Source organism: Yoonia sp. (genome assembly GCF_017854565.1).
Lineage (GTDB): Bacteria > Pseudomonadota > Alphaproteobacteria > Rhodobacterales > Rhodobacteraceae > Yoonia.
The window spans coordinates 41,787-61,172 of the sequence record NZ_JAFMHJ010000005.1; the positions used below are offsets into that span (position 1 = coordinate 41,787).

21 protein-coding genes and 1 tRNA gene are annotated in these 19,386 nt (G+C 59.6%); 12 read left to right on the forward strand and 10 right to left on the reverse strand.

Annotation, left to right across the window (positions count from 1 at the left end):
* Window positions 1-9 precede the first annotated feature (9 nt).
* Window positions 10-93, reverse strand: a tRNA-Leu gene (locus tag QZ196_RS04005).
* A gap of 169 nt (window positions 94-262) precedes the next feature.
* Here QZ196_RS04005 and QZ196_RS04010 point away from each other — a divergent pair.
* Window positions 263-730, forward strand: a complete 468-nt coding sequence (locus QZ196_RS04010) for a Hint domain-containing protein (RefSeq protein WP_296424159.1) — start codon at window positions 263-265, stop codon at window positions 728-730.
* Here QZ196_RS04010 and QZ196_RS04015 read toward each other — a convergent pair.
* A complete protein-coding gene (locus QZ196_RS04015) occupies window positions 691-2,352 on the reverse strand; it encodes an NAD(P)H-hydrate dehydratase (protein ID WP_296424161.1) in 1,662 nt (553 codons plus the stop codon). The genes QZ196_RS04010 and QZ196_RS04015 overlap by 40 nt on opposite strands.
* Window positions 2,353-2,527: 175 nt before the next feature.
* Between QZ196_RS04015 and QZ196_RS04020 the strand changes: the two genes are divergently transcribed.
* From QZ196_RS04020 to QZ196_RS04030, 3 genes are all read left to right on the forward strand, one after another.
* Window positions 2,528-2,866, forward strand: coding sequence for a P-II family nitrogen regulator (locus tag QZ196_RS04020; protein WP_296424163.1), 339 nt, complete (start codon window positions 2,528-2,530; stop codon window positions 2,864-2,866).
* 33 nt (window positions 2,867-2,899) lie between these two features.
* A complete protein-coding gene (glnA, locus tag QZ196_RS04025) occupies window positions 2,900-4,306 on the forward strand; it encodes a type I glutamate--ammonia ligase (RefSeq protein WP_296424165.1) in 1,407 nt (468 codons plus the stop codon).
* A 631-nt stretch (window positions 4,307-4,937) separates the two neighbouring features.
* Window positions 4,938-6,143 carry a bifunctional alpha/beta hydrolase/OsmC family protein gene (locus QZ196_RS04030; protein ID WP_296424167.1) on the forward strand — a complete coding sequence of 402 codons (1,206 nt, stop codon included), beginning with the start codon at window positions 4,938-4,940 and terminating at the stop codon, window positions 6,141-6,143.
* 65 nt (window positions 6,144-6,208) lie between these two features.
* Here QZ196_RS04030 and QZ196_RS04035 read toward each other — a convergent pair whose 3' ends face one another.
* Window positions 6,209-6,814, reverse strand: a complete 606-nt coding sequence (locus tag QZ196_RS04035) for a biotin transporter BioY (protein WP_296424168.1) — start codon at window positions 6,812-6,814, stop codon at window positions 6,209-6,211.
* A 110-nt stretch (window positions 6,815-6,924) separates the two neighbouring features.
* Entirely contained in the window at window positions 6,925-7,356 is a 432-nt protein-coding gene (locus QZ196_RS04040) for a DUF6314 family protein (RefSeq protein ID WP_296424170.1), read from the reverse strand.
* An 82-nt stretch (window positions 7,357-7,438) separates the two neighbouring features.
* Here QZ196_RS04040 and purB point away from each other — a divergent pair, with 82 nt between their 5' ends.
* Window positions 7,439-8,746 carry an adenylosuccinate lyase gene (gene purB / locus QZ196_RS04045; RefSeq protein WP_296424172.1) on the forward strand — a complete coding sequence of 436 codons (1,308 nt, stop codon included), beginning with the start codon at window positions 7,439-7,441 and terminating at the stop codon, window positions 8,744-8,746.
* A 56-nt stretch (window positions 8,747-8,802) separates the two neighbouring features.
* On the opposite strand, the gene QZ196_RS04050 is transcribed toward purB, so the two are convergent.
* Window positions 8,803-9,492, reverse strand: coding sequence for an acyl-homoserine-lactone synthase (locus QZ196_RS04050; RefSeq protein ID WP_296424175.1), 690 nt, complete (start codon window positions 9,490-9,492; stop codon window positions 8,803-8,805).
* A 122-nt stretch (window positions 9,493-9,614) separates the two neighbouring features.
* Window positions 9,615-10,223, reverse strand: a complete 609-nt coding sequence (locus QZ196_RS04055; RefSeq protein WP_296424177.1) for an autoinducer binding domain-containing protein — start codon at window positions 10,221-10,223, stop codon at window positions 9,615-9,617.
* Between the two features lie 65 nt (window positions 10,224-10,288).
* Between QZ196_RS04055 and QZ196_RS04060 the strand changes: the two genes are divergently transcribed.
* From QZ196_RS04060 to QZ196_RS04085, 6 genes are read left to right on the forward strand one after another with little or no spacing between them, the layout of a single operon-like run.
* Window positions 10,289-10,852, forward strand: coding sequence for an autoinducer binding domain-containing protein (locus tag QZ196_RS04060; RefSeq protein WP_296424179.1), 564 nt, complete (start codon window positions 10,289-10,291; stop codon window positions 10,850-10,852).
* 48 nt (window positions 10,853-10,900) lie between these two features.
* The gene (locus tag QZ196_RS04065) at window positions 10,901-11,950 is read left to right on the forward strand and encodes a FliG C-terminal domain-containing protein (RefSeq protein ID WP_296424181.1); all 1,050 of its coding nucleotides are present in this window, start codon (window positions 10,901-10,903) and stop codon (window positions 11,948-11,950) included.
* 40 nt (window positions 11,951-11,990) lie between these two features.
* On the forward strand, window positions 11,991-12,341 hold the full coding sequence (locus QZ196_RS04070) for an SH3-like domain-containing protein (RefSeq protein WP_296424182.1): 351 nt from the start codon (window positions 11,991-11,993) through the stop codon (window positions 12,339-12,341).
* Window positions 12,319-12,621 (forward strand): SH3-like domain-containing protein, encoded by a 303-nt coding sequence (locus tag QZ196_RS04075; protein WP_296424185.1) that lies wholly within the window; start codon window positions 12,319-12,321, stop codon window positions 12,619-12,621. Before QZ196_RS04070 ends, QZ196_RS04075 begins: the two co-directional genes overlap by 23 nt.
* A complete protein-coding gene (nthA, locus tag QZ196_RS04080; protein WP_296424188.1) occupies window positions 12,611-13,252 on the forward strand; it encodes a nitrile hydratase subunit alpha in 642 nt (213 codons plus the stop codon). Before QZ196_RS04075 ends, nthA begins: the two co-directional genes overlap by 11 nt.
* Before the next feature lie 11 nt (window positions 13,253-13,263).
* Window positions 13,264-14,151 carry a lysophospholipid acyltransferase family protein gene (locus tag QZ196_RS04085; protein ID WP_296424189.1) on the forward strand — a complete coding sequence of 296 codons (888 nt, stop codon included), beginning with the start codon at window positions 13,264-13,266 and terminating at the stop codon, window positions 14,149-14,151.
* Here the strand turns inward: QZ196_RS04085 and QZ196_RS04090 are convergent.
* Window positions 14,148-14,840, reverse strand: coding sequence for a thioredoxin family protein (locus tag QZ196_RS04090; protein WP_296424192.1), 693 nt, complete (start codon window positions 14,838-14,840; stop codon window positions 14,148-14,150). The genes QZ196_RS04085 and QZ196_RS04090 overlap by 4 nt on opposite strands.
* A 234-nt stretch (window positions 14,841-15,074) precedes the next feature.
* Between QZ196_RS04090 and acnA the strand changes: the two genes are divergently transcribed.
* Window positions 15,075-17,846: an aconitate hydratase AcnA gene (gene acnA, locus QZ196_RS04095; protein WP_296424194.1), complete on the forward strand. Its 2,772-nt coding sequence runs from the start codon at window positions 15,075-15,077 to the stop codon at window positions 17,844-17,846.
* A 104-nt stretch (window positions 17,847-17,950) separates the two neighbouring features.
* Here acnA and QZ196_RS04100 read toward each other — a convergent pair whose 3' ends face one another.
* Genes QZ196_RS04100 through QZ196_RS04110 form a run of 3 tightly spaced genes read right to left on the reverse strand, consistent with a single transcriptional unit; the run spans window position 17,951 to window position 19,344 of the window.
* A complete protein-coding gene (locus QZ196_RS04100) occupies window positions 17,951-18,487 on the reverse strand; it encodes a DsbE family thiol:disulfide interchange protein (protein WP_296424196.1) in 537 nt (178 codons plus the stop codon).
* Complete coding sequence (ccmD, locus tag QZ196_RS04105; RefSeq protein ID WP_296424198.1) at window positions 18,480-18,623, reverse strand: heme exporter protein CcmD; 144 nt, start codon at window positions 18,621-18,623, stop codon at window positions 18,480-18,482. The genes QZ196_RS04100 and ccmD overlap by 8 nt, the downstream gene beginning before the upstream one ends.
* Complete coding sequence (locus tag QZ196_RS04110) at window positions 18,616-19,344, reverse strand: heme ABC transporter permease (protein WP_296424200.1); 729 nt, start codon at window positions 19,342-19,344, stop codon at window positions 18,616-18,618. The genes ccmD and QZ196_RS04110 overlap by 8 nt, the downstream gene beginning before the upstream one ends.
* Window positions 19,345-19,386 lie beyond the last annotated feature (42 nt).

Sequence of the window (19,386 nt, forward strand, 5' to 3'; positions counted from 1 at the left end):
TCCAAAACTTGGTGCGGGTGAAGGGACTCGAACCCCCACGCCATAGGCGCCAGAACCTAAATCTGGTGCGTCTACCAATTCCGCCACACCCGCATCATAAAAAGGGGAAGGTGTTGGCCAACCCCTAGGTTGGGCGCTGTCTAGCAAAGCTATTGACCGGATGCGAGAGGAAAAATCATCACAGAAAAAGCAGGGCGTTAACTCTTTTTCGCCATGATTGACCGGCCATATCAGAGGTGGGGGCGCGAAGCGGGACAAAGTGATGCAGATACCTGCACAAAATCAGTGCGCGCCAACCAATTTGCAGGTCACAACCGACATCGGCATTTGCGCGGGCACCCGCATCATGACCCGCGATGGCGAAATTCCCATAGAACATCTCACCGCTGGCGACCGGCTGATTACGCGCGACTGCGGCATCGCGGTGTTACTGCATGTGACAAGCCGGCCCGCCGTGGTGCAGCCGATTCTCATCCGGGCGTCCACGCTGGGCTACACCCGCCCGAACCGCGATATGCTGGTGACGCCGGATACCCTCATCCACCTGCGCGATTGGCGCGCGCAGGTCATGTTTGGCGCGCCCACGGTCAATATCGCCGCGCGGCGTCTGGTGGATGGGGAATTCATGACAGTCCTGCCGCCCCGCCTCATCCACGTCTACGCCATCGCGTTACCCGCAGACCACATCATCTATGCCGATGGGGTCGAACTGGTCGCGGCCGCGGCCTGAACCCCAAGCCCGCGCAATACTTTGGGCAATGCCTCGGGCAGATCCTCCGCGATCAACCCCGGCCCGAAACCAAGGGCACATTCGGTGTGCAGCCATGCGCCGGTTTCAGCGGCTTGCATCGGGGAAAACCCCCGCGCCAGCAATCCGGTGATGAAACCCGCCAGAACATCGCCTGATCCGGCCGTCGCCAGCCAAGGGGCCGCTCGGTCATATACAGATGCATTGATGCGGCAGCGCCCACCGGTATCCGCGATCACGGTGTCGGGGCCTTTGAACAAAACGGTACACCCTGCCCGCTTCGCCGCGTCCCGCGTCGCATCCACCTTGGAATAGGCGGGGCCGCTGGTGGCAGGCGCGTCCAGCTTTGCCGCGATATCAGGAAACAGCCGCGCAAATTCCCCCGCATGGGGGGTCAGGATGCAGCGGTCATGCAAGGCCCCAAACAGCGCCGCATCCCCCGCCAGCAAAGTCAGCGCATCCGCATCAAGGACCGTAGGGCGGGGTTCATCCCCGCCAAGGGCAGCGGCCACCAACGCCGCCTCCCGCTCACCCGTCCCCAACCCCGGCCCAAGGCAAAGCGCATTGATCCGCTTGTCCGCCAACACCTCTGCCAAGTCATCCGCACCCTTCACCTTGCGCAACATGATCGCATTCAACTGCGCCGCATTTTCGATCAGCGCCGCAGGCGGGCAGCCGACAGTCACAGCCCCTGCCCCAACGCGCAAGGTTCCCCGCGCCGCAAGACGGGCGGCACCGCCCTTGCCCACACCGCCCGACAGGATGAGGGCGTGACCGTGGGAATATTTGTGGCCCTGCCACTTGCTCACGCCAGCATGCGACTGAACCAAACGCGCCGCTTCATTCTGCTGCTTGGCGTTGTTATTCAGGCCGATATCAACAATGGCCAGCCGACCGCAGTGGCGCGGACCCTGGTCCAGATAGTGACCCAGCTTGGTCCGGTGAAACGTCACCGTCAGATCCGCCGCAGCCATTGCAGCCGGTCCACCACGCCGGATCGCACCAACATCCGTCCCGTCATCCTGCAATGGCCTGCCGCTGTCCGCACATAATCCAGTCGGCACATCGACGGCGACGACCGGCGGCTTATTCTGCCGTAGCCGGTCCGCAAGTGGCAACCCACCACCAGCATCCACGCAATCACACAGCTCTCGCAGCATGCGACCCAATCCATCCGGCGGGCGAAAAAGGCCTGTTCCGAACAGTGCGTCCACCATCAGGGACGCCCCGCTTACGGCCGCCATAGCAGCGTCGGTCAGGGGTTCCGCATTACCCCACCGCTCATAATTCACCCGCGCATCCGGCGGCAGCTTCCCGGCATCGCCATAAAGATACACCGCCACCTCCCACCCGGCCTGCTTCAACAGCCGCGCCACGACAAACCCGTCGCCGCCATTGTTCCCCGGCCCGCACAGCACCACCGCCCGGCGGCGTCCGGCATCCGAACCCGGCGATTGCTCCGTCAACTCCGGCCATTCCCGGAAAATCGCATCGACCACGCCCCGCCCGGCCCGCTCCATCAACTCCAGCCCGGTCACCTGACCGGACGCAATCGCAGCCTGTTCGATGGCGCGCATTTGGGCAGCGGTCAGCAGTTCGGTCATCGTTTCAGCACCTCAGGTTCGCCATTCGCATGATAAAGCGCCATTATGCACAAAATTTAGGCAAACACTGCGCTTTCCCCTTGCAAGCCCATCCTAAGGGTCGGCCACGAATTGTCCCGATGCAAGAGAAATGGTCTGACCAGCGATGAAACATCACAGGGGGAGTCGCGGGCCTATGAAAAAGATCGAAGCGATCATAAAACCATTCAAACTCGACGAAGTGAAAGAAGCACTGCAAGAAGTTGGCGTGCAGGGTCTTTCCGTGATCGAGGTCAAAGGCTTTGGCCGGCAAAAGGGCCACACAGAACTCTATCGTGGCGCAGAATATGTCGTCGACTTCCTGCCCAAGGTAAAAATCGAGGTCGTTCTGGCCGACGATCAGGTCGATCGTGCTATCGAAGCGATCATTGGCGCCGCGAAAACAGACAAGATTGGCGACGGCAAGATTTTTGTCTCAACCATCGAACAAGCCATCCGCATCCGCACCGGAGAGTCCGGCGACGACGCGCTTTAATCCGTAAAATTTGCTAAAAAAGGGACATCCCATATGGACAATCAAGCTGTTCTAAAACTGATCAAAGACGAGGACGTCGATTACGTCGACATCCGCTTTACCGACCCCCGCGGCAAACTGCAGCACGTTACTGTCGTGTCTGACCTTGTCGACGAAGATTTCCTCGAAGAAGGCTTTATGTTTGATGGCTCGTCCATCGCTGGCTGGAAATCCATCGACCAGTCCGACATGAAGCTGATGCTAGATCCATCAAGCGTTTATATCGACCCGTTTTATGCCGAAAAAACCATCTGCATTCACTGCAACGTGGTCGAGCCGGACACGATGGAACCCTACGACCGTGACCCGCGCGGCACCGCCGTCAAAGCCGAGGAATACCTCAAGGCGTCCGGCATTGGTGACACCGCGTATTTCGGCCCCGAAGCTGAATTCTTTGTCTTCGATGACGTGCGTTTTCAGGTGTCCATGAACAAAGTGTCGTTCCAGGTTGATGCCATCGACGGCGCGTGGAACAGCGACACCGAATACGAAATGGGCAACACGGGCCACCGTCCCGGTATCAAGGGCGGCTATTTCCCCGTGAACCCGATCGACGATGCACAAGACATGCGCGGCGAAATGCTTTCCACCATGAAGCGCATGGGTATGAAGGTCGACAAGCACCACCACGAAGTGGCGTCTTGCCAGCACGAATTGGGCCTGATTTTCGGCACGCTGACAAAGCAGGCCGATGAGATCCAGAAGTACAAATATGTGATCCACAACGTCGCACAGGCCTACGGCAAATCCGCAACTTTCATGCCAAAGCCGATCTCGGGTGACAACGGCACCGGTATGCACGTGAACATGTCGATCTGGAAAGATGGCAAGCCTTTGTTCTCCGGCGACAAATACGCCGACCTGAGCCAAGAGGCGCTGTATTTCATCGGTGGCATCCTCAAGCACGCCAAGGCGCTGAACGCGATCACGAACCCAGCGACCAACAGCTACAAACGCCTGATCCCCGGTTTCGAAGCCCCCGTTCTGCGCGCATATTCTGCACGTAACCGGTCGGGTTGTGTCCGTATCCCATGGGCCGAATCCCCCAAGGCCAAGCGCGTCGAGGCACGCTTCCCCGATCCAGCTGCAAACCCGTACCTGTGCTTTGCAGCCCTGCTGATGGCTGGCCTTGACGGCATCAAGAACAAGATCGACCCCGGTCCGTCATCCGACAAGGACCTGTACGATCTGCCACCAGAAGAGCTGGCGGCAATCCCAACGGTCTGCGGTTCGCTCCGCGAGGCGTTGGAAGCGCTGGAAGCAGATCATGAATTCCTTCTGGCTGGTGACGTGTTCACCAAATCCCAGCTCGAAGGTTACATGGAGCTGAAATGGGAAGAAGTGTACGCCTACGAGCACACACCACACCCGATCGAATACAAGATGTACTACAGCTGCTAAGCCGCCAAAGACGCTGAGTTATCAAGGGGCGCCAGCAATGGTGCCCCTTCTTTTTTAAACCGTATCGCAGCCCTTTATTCGCCAAAACGGCGAATTGAATTTCGATTGCTCACATCATGGCGCTTTGACGCATTCAAAGGTGTGAAGTGGCTTGCAAAATCACGACCATCACCATGGTCAAAAATCATACACCTCAAAAAATCAGCGTTATTAACAGCGAGACCGGCAAGAGGCGCATTCTGGGCCTCGGGCAGCGCCGCGAACCCCAATCTCGATATTCGCGGGATGATCAGCAACGGTGACGCCACCCCATTTTATCCGCATCAGGCGGCACAACACCGGTCAGTGGATACTGCTCTGGCAGCACGATCAGCACATTTATCAGGGCACCAACCTCAGTAGCGGCCAATGCGTGACACAGGAATCAAAAGTAGACGGTCGGCACGATCTCGTTGTCGCAGACTGCGGGATTGGCTTGGTTTCCAGAGCGTCGCCCACTGCCTGATCGTCAGGGTCGTGCCCGGCGGCCTGCATCGCGGGGCGTCCGACGACCATCACTCTTTCGCCACATCCCTTGCAACCCCGACCCAGCCGCGCAACCTTCGGGGCAAACGCAATCAAAGGGACCCCAATGCCAACTGAAAAACTTACCTTTATCGGCCACGCAGGCGACACGCTTGCCGCGCGCCTTGATCTGCCGATTGGTCCCCATCTGGCCACAGCCCTTTTCGCCCATTGCTTCACCTGCTCCAAAGACATCACCGCCGCGCGCAGGATCGCCGCGCGTCTGGCGTCCATGGGAATAGCGGTGCTGCGGTTCGACTTCACCGGTCTGGGCCATTCCGAGGGCGAGTTCGAGAATACCAGCTTTTCATCCAACGTCGAAGATTTGCTGGCAGCCTGCGCCGCATTGGGCGCGCGCGGCATGGCGCCCGCGTTGGTCATCGGTCATTCGCTGGGCGGGGCTGCCGTTCTCAAGGCGGTGCCACAGATGCCATCGGTCAAAGCCGTGGTAACCATCGGCGCGCCCTTTGATCCCGGCCATGTGACGCATAATTTCACCGATGCGATCCCGCAAATTCTTGATCAGGGCGTTGCCGAAGTATCGCTGGGCGGGCGGCCGTTCCGGATTGGCAAAGGCTTTATCGAAGATATCTCGGGTGCGGCCCTCACCGCGTCGATCGCAAGGCTGGGGGCGGCTTTGCTGGTGCTGCACGCACCGCGCGATGCGACCGTCGGCATCGAAAATGCCTCGCAGATTTTCATGGCGGCCAAACACCCCAAAAGCTTTGTGACATTGGATGATGCCGATCACCTTATCACCCGCTCCGCGGATGCCGAATATGCCGCCGATGTCATTGCCGCATGGTCCAAACGGTATCTCGCGCTGGAACAACCCCAAAAGCCCGCAGCGGCCCCCGAAGGCGTGATGCGCGTCACCGAGGCGGACCCGAAGGGGTTTTTGCAAGACATCCAGTCCGGCCCACATCACCTGCTCGCGGATGAGCCGACACAATACGGCGGCACCAACAAGGGGCTGTCGCCCTATGGGCTTGTCTCGGCCGGGCTTGGTGCCTGCACGTCGATGACGATCCGCATGTATGCCAGACGCAAGGACTGGCCCCTGGACAGCGTCAGCGTCGATATCACCCACGCCAAAGCCCACGCCATGGACGCGGCCGATCCGGGTGCCAAGGTGGACCAGTTTGATCGCGTGATCCGGCTAGCAGGGGATTTGACCGCTGAACAGCGCGCCAAGCTGCTGGAAATTGCAGACAAATGCCCCGTCCACCGCACGCTCGAGCGGACATCGCAGGTGACGACAACATTGGCATAACCGTCAGGCCGACAAAAAAAAAGCGCCGCTAAATGCGGCGCCTTTACGTAAAAGATGCGGATCGCTTATTTGCGGGCGTCACCGATCAGCTTCCACAGACCGGGCACCAGCAGCGCCGCAACGCCCAGCTTGAGCAGGTCACCAAGCAGGAATGGTGTCAGGCCCCATGCCAAAAGCGGCTTGTCCCAACCGTAAAGCACACCCAGCCATGCCAGACCCGGCAGATAAATCAGCGCATTGCCGATCAGCATCGCCAGCGCCATCATCACGACCGATCGGTCCCAGCCGGCACGTGCCGCCCAGCCCAGCGCCAGCGTGGCCAGAACATAGCCCAGCAGATAACCGCCGGTGCTGCCCATCATATAGCTCACACCGTTCAGATCGGCGGTCGAGCTTTGAAAGATGTCAAAGCCCAGCATCCCGACAATCATGTAGCCCAGAATCGTGGTCAGGCCCAACCGCGGCCCATAGGCAGCCCCGATCGAAAGAACGGCGAATGTGCCCATGCTGATGGCGACGGGGCTGCCGGGGACCGGCACCTTGATCTTGGCGAAAACCGCCAGCGCGGCGATGCCAAGCACCACCATCGCTACCTGCTTGACGCGCAGGGCGGTACCTTGCGATGGGCCAAAAGCCTCGGTCAGGACTGTGTCGTTTCGTGCGAGGGCCATGTGCCGCTCTCCCCTGTTAATTAATTTCGTGTGCTTTTATTGCCCGAGCCGGGGTCAGGTGCAAGTGACATGGTGTGGCGTGCCCCGTGGAGGGTGGGTTAAAACCCACCTTACGGTGCATAAACCGACACGGATGAATAATCCTTGCGCGGTCCGGTCACCACCCAGGTTGCCTGCCACTCCGGCCAGCGTGTAAAATCATAGCGCACCGTATAGAAATCTGCGCCACATGGATGATCGGTGCCTGCGGCATGGCCTGCCGGGGCAAAGCTGTGAAAGGCGGCGCCATCGGCAAAGGTCACTGCAACGCGGTCATCGGCGAACTGCCAAAAATAGCTGCGCGTCGCGGCCAGCACCGGACCGTGACCCAGACGCAGCTGGCCTGTTTCGGTGTACTTCAGGCGGCCCTGCCCTGCGTCCGCAAAATGCGCGGTACCGGTCAGCTGCCCGTCCTGCCCCGTCAGCCGGTCCGCAATCATGCGCCGCAATTGCCAACCACCCGCAAAATCGCCAGAGGTCCGATGCGGCACAGTGATCTTCATGTCATCTCTCCCTTGAGGCTCGGGGCCTGTCTCTTTATGACGCAGGGGAAATCCGCTGCCCACCCTTCATAAAGGTTTGCCCATGATCCCGCGTTATTCCCGTCCCGAAATGGTTGCCATCTGGTCACCTGAAACAAAATTCCGTATCTGGTACGAGATCGAAGCGCACGCCTGTGACGCTCAGGCTGCCATCGGCGTGATCCCCAAAGCAAACGCCGAAGCCGTCTGGAAAGCCAAGGACGTGACTTTTGACGTGGCGCGGATTGACGAAATCGAAGCGGTCACCAAACACGACGTCATCGCCTTTCTGACCCATTTGGCCGAACATATCGGGTCCGATGATGCGCGGTTCGTGCATCAGGGCATGACATCGTCCGACGTGCTGGACACCACGCTGAACGTGCAACTGGTCCGTGCGGCTGACCTGCTGCTGGCTGGCATGGACCGTGTACTGGCCGCCCTCAAGACCCGCGCCTTTGAACACAAGGACACCGTCCGCATCGGTCGCAGTCACGGTATTCACGCCGAACCCACGACGATGGGTCTGACCTTTGCCCGATTCTATGCCGAAATGGACCGGGGTCGCACCCGTTTGATGACAGCACGGGCCGAAATTGCCACGGGCGCGATTTCCGGCGCGGTTGGCACATTCGCCAATATCGACCCCTCCGTCGAGGAACACGTCTGCGCGCAACTGGGCCTGACACCCGAACCGATCAGCACCCAGGTGATTCCCCGCGACCGCCATGCGATGTTCTTTGCCACCTTGGGCGTCATCGCATCCAGCATCGAAAACATAGCGACCGAGTTTCGCCATATGCAGCGCACAGAAGTGCTGGAGGCCGAAGAATTCTTTAGCCCCGGCCAAAAAGGCAGCTCGGCGATGCCGCACAAGCGTAACCCGGTACTGACCGAAAACCTGACCGGCCTCGCGCGTCTGGTCCGCATGTCGGTCGTGCCCGCAATGGAAAACGTCGCGCTTTGGCATGAACGCGATATCAGCCATTCGTCCGTCGAACGCGCGATTGGCCCCGATACCACGGTCACGTTGGATTTTGCCCTGCACCGGCTTGCCGGTGTGGTTGAACAGCTCGTGATCTATCCCGACAACATGCTGGCCAACATGAACAAATTCCGTGGCCTGGTGATGTCGCAGCGCGTGCTTCTGGCGCTGACGCAGGCTGGCGTCAGCCGCGAAGATGCCTACCGTCTGGTGCAGCGCAACGCGATGAAAGTCTGGGAAAAGGGTGCAGATTTCAAAACCGAATTGCTGGCTGACGATGATGTCCTCAAGGCGCTTTCGGCTGCTGAAATCGAAGAAAAGTTCGATCTTGGCTATCACACAAAGCATGTTGATACGATTTTCGCACGGGTTTTCGGCGCAAGCTAAGCGCGCGGTGTGACCGATTGGCAGCGCTCTGCAGCCAACCGGTCACCGCCCTGACATCAAATCACCGATGGCGCATGGACGGGCTGGGGCTGCGACAAGTGCGTGGCCTTGGCTGCATGTGCCGCCTTTGCGACTGCAGAAATTTTGGCGACCAGAGGCATCTTGCGCTCGGCAGGCATGCTCATCGCGACATAGCGGCGTCCGTCGTGCGCATTGACATAAGGCTCGCCGATCAGATGCGCACCGTAGCCGATTTGCCGTAATGTCCGCGCAAAGGAAGGTGGGCAAAGCGCCATGATCTCGGTTGCGCCTTTTGATTTTGCCTCGTCAACGACCCCATCTAGAATCAGTGACAGGCAAAGCGAGCGATCGGCCTGTGTCGTCACTTCATCGGAAATTACCACACGGGTCGCTTCCCAGACATTCGGCGATACGGCGACCTTGTTGATAATCGTCGATGGAATGCCACCCAGTTTGCCGGCAACGGCATCGCGCAGCATATAGGTATGTGATCCCCAGGTCGCGGTTGTCGGCATCGCGCGGATACCCGCAATCACCCGACCCTTGCGCAGAACAAGTGAATAAAAGGCCGTTGGGTTGTCATATTGGTCCATTTCCACATCATCATCGTGGGGAATGTCCCATCCAAGTTGATCAACAAAGAACCGTTTCCTTAGACCCAGAAAGTCATAGAAGGCCGATCCATACTGGTGAAGTTGTGCTAGGTTGAAAGAAATATGGTTCATTTAATTTTAATTCTCCAATTCGAGGCGAACGGAAGCTCGCGTTACATCTGTCGATTGTCGTCTTTACCACGACAGTTCAAATTAGCGCGAAAATTTACGAGAAAATCAATTAAAATGGCGTGTTATATCAGCCCGTATTGACTGGCCAAGGTGGCCGCCTGCGTGCCGGTCTTGGCCCCCAGCTTCAATTTGGCGTTCTTCAGGCGTTGTTTGACTGCGCCTTCGCTGACACCAAGCTCGTGCGCGATTTCTTTCAGTCGCTTGCCTTCCTTGACCATACCCAATGCCTCAAGCTCGGCGCGCGTCAGATTGGTCGGCGGCGCGGTCTCGTTGTGCCTTCGGGTCAAAAACGCCCTAAGCAGTTTCACCTCAAGGTCTGTGTACTCGCGGTCGGACCGGGCAAATGATGCAAACGAACGCTGCGTATCAGCTCCGGTGTTGAGGATGGAAACCGTCACGCCAAATCTCAGACCGAAAGTTTGGGCCTGTGCGATAATGCGTTTGGGGTCATCCATGGGCAAGGCACTCCAACGGCAGGCACCCACGTGGCTATAGGCCCACCTGACCACCGGATCAAAAAGCATAAATCGGTTGTTCGTATAGTGCTCAATCCACTCCACAGGAAGCGCATTGACCTCTTCCATCGGAAACGCGAACCCGATCCGCAAGGCGATGTAATGCCCCGACGGAGCAAGCTGCTCAATCTCCTTTGGACCCAGAAGTCCCGACATCTATCTAACCTCTAGGCTATCCATGAATATAAAAGCCTTGTCGTCTTTGCTTAGTTACACATACAATGACGAACATCAAAGCCATGTACCATGGTATTTCGAACGAACGGCCTTTGGCAACCGGAAAGCGAGTTAAAGACATGTCAACGTCGCAGCTAGAGATTAGTCAAGTGTTAGGCGAGTTAAACAAGCTGGCGCCTGCCGGGTATGCGCTTGGTTTTCATATCCAGTACACGACACCGAAGTTCATGTTTCAGACCTACAAAAAAGAATGGCTGGAGTATTACTCCCAGAACGGGCTTCTCATGTCTGATCCCATGGTGGCATGGGGTTTTGAGCAAGCTGGAGCTTGCCGCTGGTCCGGACTGCAGGATCCCGCCGGCGTTCTGGTCAAGGCAGCAGAGTACGGCATGCGATTCGGTATCGTCTGCGCATCCGACAGTGACGGTTCTCGGAGTATCGGTGGCTTTTCGCGCGAAGACAGGGAATTCACTGACTTAGAAATATCAACAATCACAGCGGCCGTTGACGATTTGCATGCGAATACCGCCGATCAGGCCCAATTGTCGGATGAAACCATCGAGCAACTCAAGAAGATGTCCGTCATGGTCACGCATCCCGGCAGCTGACCACGGTTTTCTAACGGTTCGTTTACACACGGTCCGTTATGACGGGGTATGGGAATTAAATCGCATATATCCGGGGCGCCGACCCTTAGCCGCAGACGCAAGGCCGCGATGATCGTGCAGATGATGATCAGCGATGGAGGCAGCCTGTCGTTGTCCCAACTCCCCGAATCACTGCAAGAACTGCTAACGTGCGAATTGGGGGCTATCCGGCTGGTGGACCGCAACACGGTCTCCGCTGTCGCAGACGAATTTGTGTCGGAACTCGAGGCAATTGGCCTTGCGGCGCCCGGCACCCACGATGGTGCGGTACGCGCCCTTGCCGATCACCTCAGCCCAGATTTGGCAGAACGATTGCGCACGCAACTCGCCAGTGTCCGCAATGGCGACCACTGGCCGCGCGTCATCGCATTGCCCATTGATCGCATCGTCAAGATCATGATGTCCGAAAGCATCGAAGTGTGCGCAGTGGCCTTGTCGAAACTTCCTGTGGCCAAGGCGGCAGACGTATTGATGAAAACCCCCGGTGATCGCGCCCGGCGGATCACCTTTGCCATGTCGCAGACCGCCGATATTGCGCCCGATGCCGTGCGCCGAATAGGCGCCGCGCTGGCGCATGATTACGGCACGATCCTGCCCCTCGCCTTTGAAAAGGCGCCCGTACAGCGGCTTGGCGCGATCCTCAACTCCACCGCAACAGACACCCGCGAAGACGTTCTCGAAGGGTTGGGTGCCGCAGATCCGGATTTTGCAAGCGATGTGCGCAAGGCGATTTTCACCTTCAAGGACATCGCGTTGCGCGTCAAACCCACGGACATTCCCAATTGCATCCGCTCGGTCGATGGCACCGTCATGCTCACCGCCATGGCAGCCGCTCTTTCGGGGGACGCGGCGCTTGTCAACTCTGCCGAATTCATTCTCGGCAGCATATCACAGCGGATGGCAGGCCAACTGCGCGACGATGCCGCCGAACGGGGCCGTGTCAACAAAGCCGACGCCGAAGCCGCCATGGGCGAGATCACCAAGGCGATCCGCGAAATGGTTGATACCGGCATGATCACCTTGATCGACCCTGACGAAGCCGATGATGACCCGCAATAGCGCATGGACAGGCCCGCGTGATCTGAACTAACCTTGGCGCATGACGCAAACACCTGATCCTTTTCACGGCCACCGCTGGCACGACATGGGCGGCACGGCCGCAGGGCCCGTACCCGCCGACCAGCATGATTTCGCCCTTTGGGAAAAGCGTGTCGACGCGCTCATGGTGATTACGTCTGGCAAGGGGTATTTCACCGTCGACGGCCTGCGCCGCGTGCTCGAAGACATGCCGCCCGCATCGTTCGAACAGATGTCCTACTACGAACGCTGGATCGCCTCGGTGAACCAGAACCTTGTCGAAGCCGGGGTTTACACCACCGCAGAGCTGGCAAACCGCATGACCGCCGTCGCCGCACGTGGCACCACATATGGCGAGGCGGCCAGTGACTAGCCGACAATTCATGCGGGTCCGCGCCGATATGCCCCCCGGTCATGTCCGCACCCCCGCCTACCTGCGCGGCAAATGCGGCTGGGTCGAACGCACCCTCGGTCCGTTCCCCAACCCCGAAGAACTGGCCTACGGCCATCACGGGCACCCCCTGCCCCTGCTGCGCATCCGCTTCACCATGGCCGAACTTTGGGGGTCGGCGGCAGAACACCCCGATGACACTTTGGATGCAGAAATCTATGCGCATTGGCTGGAAAAGGTAGACGCCCCCCATGCCCCATGATCACCACGACCACCTCTCGCCGTCGGGCCACCCCTACCGCCCCGACGGTGACCGCCCCCTGACCTACTGGCAACAGATGGAAATCGCGATTCGTGAACTGCTCATTGAAAAAGGCGTGACGACTGCCGCCGAAATCAATGCCCAGATCAACGCCATGGATGCCCGCAGCCCGGCCAACGGCGCCGCCGTTGTCGCCCGTGCCTGGACCGATCCTGCCTTCCGCGCCGATCTGCTGGCCGACGCCAGCGCCGCCAGTCGCGCGATGGGTTATGATATCGGCCCGATGCGCCTGATCGCGGTCGAAAATACCGCCGACGTGCACAACGTCATCGTCTGCACCCTGTGTTCGTGTTATCCGCGCAATCTGCTGGGCCTGCCGCCCGATTGGTACAAATCGCGCGCCTACCGTTCGCGCACCGTCAAGGAACCGCGCAATGTGTTGGCCGAATTCGGCGTCACCCTCCCCGACCGCACGACCGTGCGCGTCCATGACAGCACCGCCGACATGCGCTACATCGTGATTCCCGCCCGGCCCGGCGGCACTGATGGCTGGTCCGCAGGCGATCTGGCCCCACTGGTCACCCGCGACAGTATGATCGGCACGGGGCTGGCCAAGCGACCCGCCGTCTGAGACAACGCACAATGACCACAAACGCCCCTCTTGACGGTTCCACCGCCGACTGGCTTGCCGATCGCGCCCTGCGCGGGCTGATCGGAACCGTGCGGCGCCTGCCCTATGACACACGCGTGCCGATCATGGGCGCGGCCCTGCGCCACGCCATTGGCCCGCTCGCAGGGTATCGCAAACGCGCCGAGGATAATCTGGCACGCATTTACCCCGACATGCCGCCCCCAGACCGGCGCGCGCTGGCCGGGGCCTGCTGCGACAACTTCGGCCGCACCCTGATCGAGAATTATTCCTGGCAGGACTTCGGCAGACGGCTGTCTGAAACGATACCCACCGGCTCCGGGCTTGCGCCCTTGGCCAAGGCCGCAATGGCAAAGCGCCCGGTCATTTTCGTCACCGCCCATTTTGGCAATCACGAAGCCCCGCGTCAGGTCCTGACCCGTCTGGGGCATACCATCGGTGGGCTGTATCGCCCGATGCAGAACGCATATTTCAATGCCCATTACGCCAAAACCATGACGTCATGGGGCGGGCCGGTTTTTGAACAGGGCCGCCGCGGCACAATGGGCTTTGCGCGGCATCTGAAATCGGGCGGCATGGGGACGCTGTTGTTTGATGTCTCGGCCCCCGGGATCAGCATCCCGTTTTTGGGCCAGCCCGCCCATACCGCCACATCCGCCGCGGATATTGCACTGCGCCTGAATGCGCTGGTGATCCCCTATTTCGGAATCCGGCAGCCCGACGGCATGTCCTTCGCAGTCGAGGTAGAGGCACCGATCACCCCCGCAAACCCCCGCGACATGATGGTCGAAATCACCCGGCGGCTCGAGGCGCAGATCGCCCGCAACCCCGCGCAATGGTTCTGGGTACACCGCCGCTGGAAGGTCCGAACCGGCAGTTAGCGCAGCTGCGCGGCCCCCACAATGGGACCACTGCGAATTTGCTGTATGATCACCACGACGGGATCACTGCCGCTCGCATCCGCATCAAGCGCCAGCGCGGTGGTGCCATCCCAGCGGCTCAGGACCGTCCACGAATTGACGATATTGGCATAGCTCACCTCGCGGCCCGCATTTTCACCACGTCCGATCAAAACGGTTTCCTCGGGGGTATAACGGACCAGTTGAACAACATAATCACCGCGATGCCCCGGCGCTGCGGTGATCCGCACCCGGTTGCCATTGCGTGCCAGCGACACAGCAATCGGCGTCCCCTTTGCGCGATGCGCCTGCACCAGATCCATGACCTGCATCGGGCGTGATCCAACCACGCGATCCTGCCCGTTGATCACCATTTGCGGGGTGTAAACCGTTGTCGCACGCGCCGCACGGGCATAGGCATGTTGGCGCGCCGTATAGGCGGGATCGGCGAAAATATCGGCCCATCCAATGTAATCCCAATAGTCGACATGCAGCGCCAATGCGATCACGTCGTCGTATTTGGCCAGATCATGCAACATGGCATCGGCGGGTGGGCAAGATGAACACCCCTGCGACGTATAAAGCTCAATTACCACAGGTGCGTCTTGCGCCACCGCTTCCGTCGTCATGAAAAAGCCTGCAAACGCAAGTGCTGCAAAAATGGGGCGCATGGGGTATCCTGATCTTGTCCTGTCCATTTGGTCTATTGATATTTGCCTGAAATAACCAATCAACGAATTGCGATGGCCGCGTCATCTATGTTTCAGGGCGATCACGCGCAATTTGATCGTGATTGTGTGCAATGGTATACAAAAAATGGCGCTACCCCCCTTGAACGGCCACGCGCCATGGGGCAAAAGCCACGGCAATAGCCTTACACAGCATCAGCCTTGAAAGGGATCGCCATGACAATCACTGTCGGCAAAGACACCGCCAAAACCCGCAAAACGCTTACCGTTGGTGACCAATCCGTCGCCTATTACTCTATCCCGGCTGCCGAAGCTGCGGGTCTGGGCGATTTCTCCAAACTGCCTGCCGCGCTCAAGGTGGTGCTGGAAAACCTGTTGCGGTTTGAAGACGGCGGTTTCTCGGTTTCGGTCGATGACATCAAGGCGTTTTCCCAATGGGCCGACAATGGCGGCAAGAACCCCCGCGAAATCGCCTACCGCCCGGCCCGCGTACTGATGCAGGACTTCACCGGCGTGCCTGCCGTCGTTGACCTCGCCGCGATGCGTGATGGCATTGTGGCGCTTGGCGGCGACGCCCAGCAAATTAACCCGCTGAACCCTGTCGATCTGGTCATCGACCATTCGGTCATGATCGACGAATTCGGCAACCCACGGGCATTCCAGATGAATGTGGACCGCGAATACGAACGCAACATGGAACGCTACCAGTTCCTCAAATGGGGTCAGGGCGCGTTTAACAACTTCCGCGTGGTGCCACCGGGCACCGGCATCTGCCATCAGGTGAACCTTGAATATCTGTCCCAGACCGTGTGGACCGACACCGACCAGAACGGCGATGTCGTGGCCTACCCCGATACCCTCGTCGGCACCGACAGCCACACCACCATGGTCAACGGCCTTGCCGTGCTGGGCTGGGGCGTCGGCGGGATCGAGGCCGAGGCGGCAATGCTGGGCCAACCTGTCTCCATGCTGATCCCCGAAGTGGTGGGTTTCGAGCTGACAGGCGCCATGATGGAAGGCACCACCGGCACCGACCTTGTGCTGAAAGTCGTGGAAATGCTGCGCAAACTTGGCGTTGTGGGTAAATTCGTCGAATTCTTCGGCACTGGCCTTGATCACCTGCCACTGGCCGACCGGGCGACCATTGCCAACATGGCCCCAGAATACGGCGCGACCTGCGGCTTCTTCCCCATCGACGGCGAGACCCTGCGCTACCTGCGCAACACCGGCCGCGACGAAGACCGCATCGCCTTGGTCGAAGCCTACGCCAAGGAAAACGGCTTCTGGCGCGACGCCGGCTACAACCCGATCTACACGGACAAACTGCACCTCGACATGGGCACGATCGTCCCGGCCATTTCCGGCCCCAAGCGCCCACAGGACTACATCGCCCTGACCGGTGCGGCCGAGGCCTTTGGCCAATACATCAAAGGTCAGCGCCCCGAGAAATCCGCAACCCCTGCCGAAAAAGCCCAGATGACAGCCGAAGGGGGGCCCGTCGCCCCCCATCACATCCCCGGTGATCAGGGCCACCACAACAGCCAGCAGGTCGCAGGCGAAGACTATAAACTGCACGACGGTTCTATCGTGATCGCCTCGATCACGTCCTGCACCAACACCTCCAATCCCTACGTGATGATCGGCGCGGGCCTTGTCGCCCGCAAGGCACGCGCGCTGGGTCTGAACCGCAAACCTTGGGTGAAAACATCGCTCGCCCCCGGCAGCCAGGTCGTCTCCGAATACCTCGAGGCCGCAGGCCTGCAGGAAGATCTCGACGCCATCGGCTTCAACCTTGTTGGCTACGGCTGCACGACCTGCATCGGCAACTCTGGCCCGATCCAAAAAGAACTGTCCGACGCCATCACCAAAGGCGACCTGATCGCGACATCGGTGCTGTCGGGCAACCGCAACTTCGAAGGGCGCATTTCCCCCGATGTGCGCGCCAATTACCTCGCCTCACCGCCGCTGGTCGTGGCCTATGCGCTGGCCGGTGACATGAACATCGACATCGCCAAAGACGCGCTTGGGCAGGATCAAAACGGCAACGATGTCTTCCTCAAAGACATCTGGCCCACCAACGCCGAAATCAACGCGCTTGTCGAAAAAACAGTGACCCGCGAAGCGTTCATCAGCAAATACGCCGACGTCTTCAAAGGCGATGAAAAGTGGCAGGCGGTCGAAACCACCGACAGTGAAACCTACGACTGGCCCGCCGCATCGACCTACGTCCAGAACCCGCCCTACTTCCGCGGCATGTCCAAGGATGCAGGCACGATCCAAAACGTCACCAACGCCAAGGTTCTGGCCGTGCTGGGCGATTTCGTGACCACCGACCACATCAGCCCCGCCGGTTCGTTCAAGGACACCACCCCCGCCGGTCAGTACCTGATCGACCGTCAGGTGCCCGTGCGCGAATTCAACAGCTATGGCTCACGTCGCGGCAACCACGAAGTCATGATGCGCGGCACCTTTGCCAACATCCGCATCAAGAACGAAATGCTCGATGGCGTCGAAGGCGGCTATACCAAAGGCCCCGATGGGGCGCAGACCTCGATCTTCGACGCGGCGATGGCCTATCAGGAACAGGGCACGCCACTGGTGATCTTTGCCGGCGAACAATACGGTGCCGGATCATCGCGCGACTGGGCGGCCAAAGGCACCGCACTTCTGGGCGTCAAAGCCGTGATCGCTGAAAGCTTCGAACGTATCCACCGCTCCAACCTCGTCGGCATGGGCGTCGTGCCGTTTGAATTCACCGGCGGCGATACCCGCAAAACGCTTGGCCTGACCGGCGAAGAAACCGTGACAATCAACGGTCTGGACGCGGTGAAGCCCCTGCAGGACATGACGGCGCACATCACCTACGCCGATGGCACGGTGAAGGATATCACCGTCAAATGCCGGATAGATACCGCAGTCGAGATCGAATACATCGAAAACGGTGGCGTTCTGCACTATGTGCTGCGGAATTTGGCAAAATCTGCCTGAGCCGACAAAAAAACGAAAAAGCCCGGTCACAGTGACCGGGCTCGACACGCGCCTGAAATATCAACCAATCGTAGGCCGGGGTTTACCCCGGCACCCCGGAAAGTTCACTCCACCGCCTTTGCCAACTCCGGCAAAAACCGCTGCTCGTAATCCGACCCGACCAGCGGTCCGATAAACCGGAACAGCACCGTGCCGTCGCCATCCACGATGAACGTCTCGGGCGGCGCAGTGACACCCCAGTCAATCGCGACCCTGCCCCGCAGATCGAACCCGGTGGCAAAGAACGGATCGCCCTCGTCGGTCAGATATTCAACGGCCTGTGCCTGCTGATCGCGGAAATTCACGCCCGCAATGCGATACCCCTGCCCTGCAAGCGCAAGCAAGGTGGGATGCTCGGCCCGGCACGGCGGGCACCAGCTGGCCCAGAAGTTCACAATCGTGATCTCGCCACTGCGTAAGTCCGCGTCGGTGATTTGCTGCGTGCCTTGCACCGCCTCAATCGGCACCGGTGGCGCCTGTTGCCCCACAAAGGTCGACGGCAGCTCATCGGCGTTGTCGCGCAACATACCGGCGGCAAACAGCCCTGCAAGGGCCGCAAAAATCACCGGCGGAATGATCACTAGCGGCGATATCCTAGCCATTCTTTTCCACCCGCTCCAATGCCGCACGCACGCGCGCCGACCGCCACCAGCTTAACCCGACAAGCACGACCAGCAACACGATGCTGACCCCATAGGCGGCCAGAACCGCGTTTGCATATTGTCCCAGATCAGGCACGCCGCACCCTCGCCTCTAGCGCCCGAATACGGCGGGCACGGATTTCAGTACGGGTGCGCAGCAGGACCAGCGCGATAAAAAGCAGCGCAAACCCCGCGATGCAGACCACCAGCGGCAGCCAGAACACATCCGCCACGTTCTCTTCCGGGTCCAGCGACAGCGACGCGCCTTGATGCAGCCCCTGATTCCAGAACAACACCGCATAGCGCGACAGGATCGCAAAAATTGACCCCACCATGCACAACACCGATGTCAGGTCAGCGGCGGTATCGGGGTCCTCGATCGCTTCCCACAGGGCGATGTAGCCCAGATAGAACAGGAACAGGATCAGGAACGATGTCAGCCGCGGGTCCCAGGCCCAATAGGTGCCCCACATCGGCTGGCCCCAGATAGCCCCGGTAAACAGCGCAATCAACGTCATCGTCAGGCCCACGGATGCCGCCGCCTTGGCCGCAAGCGCCGAAACATGATGTCGCCGCACGATCCAGATCAACGAGGCAACCAACATCATGATCCACGCGTTGATCGCCATCAGGGCGGCGGGCACATGCAGATAGATGATCTTGACGGTCGATCCTTGGCGGTAATCATCTGGCGTGAAAAAGAAACCCCAGACCAGCCCGACGACCAGACACACCCCTGCCAGCCCAAAGACAACGGGCAGCACCGGTGCTGTCCATCCCATGAACCGTTTCGGATTGGCGTATTCCCATAGCGACATCCGCATTACCTACCCTGCCTCATGACCACCCTCAATCCCCCA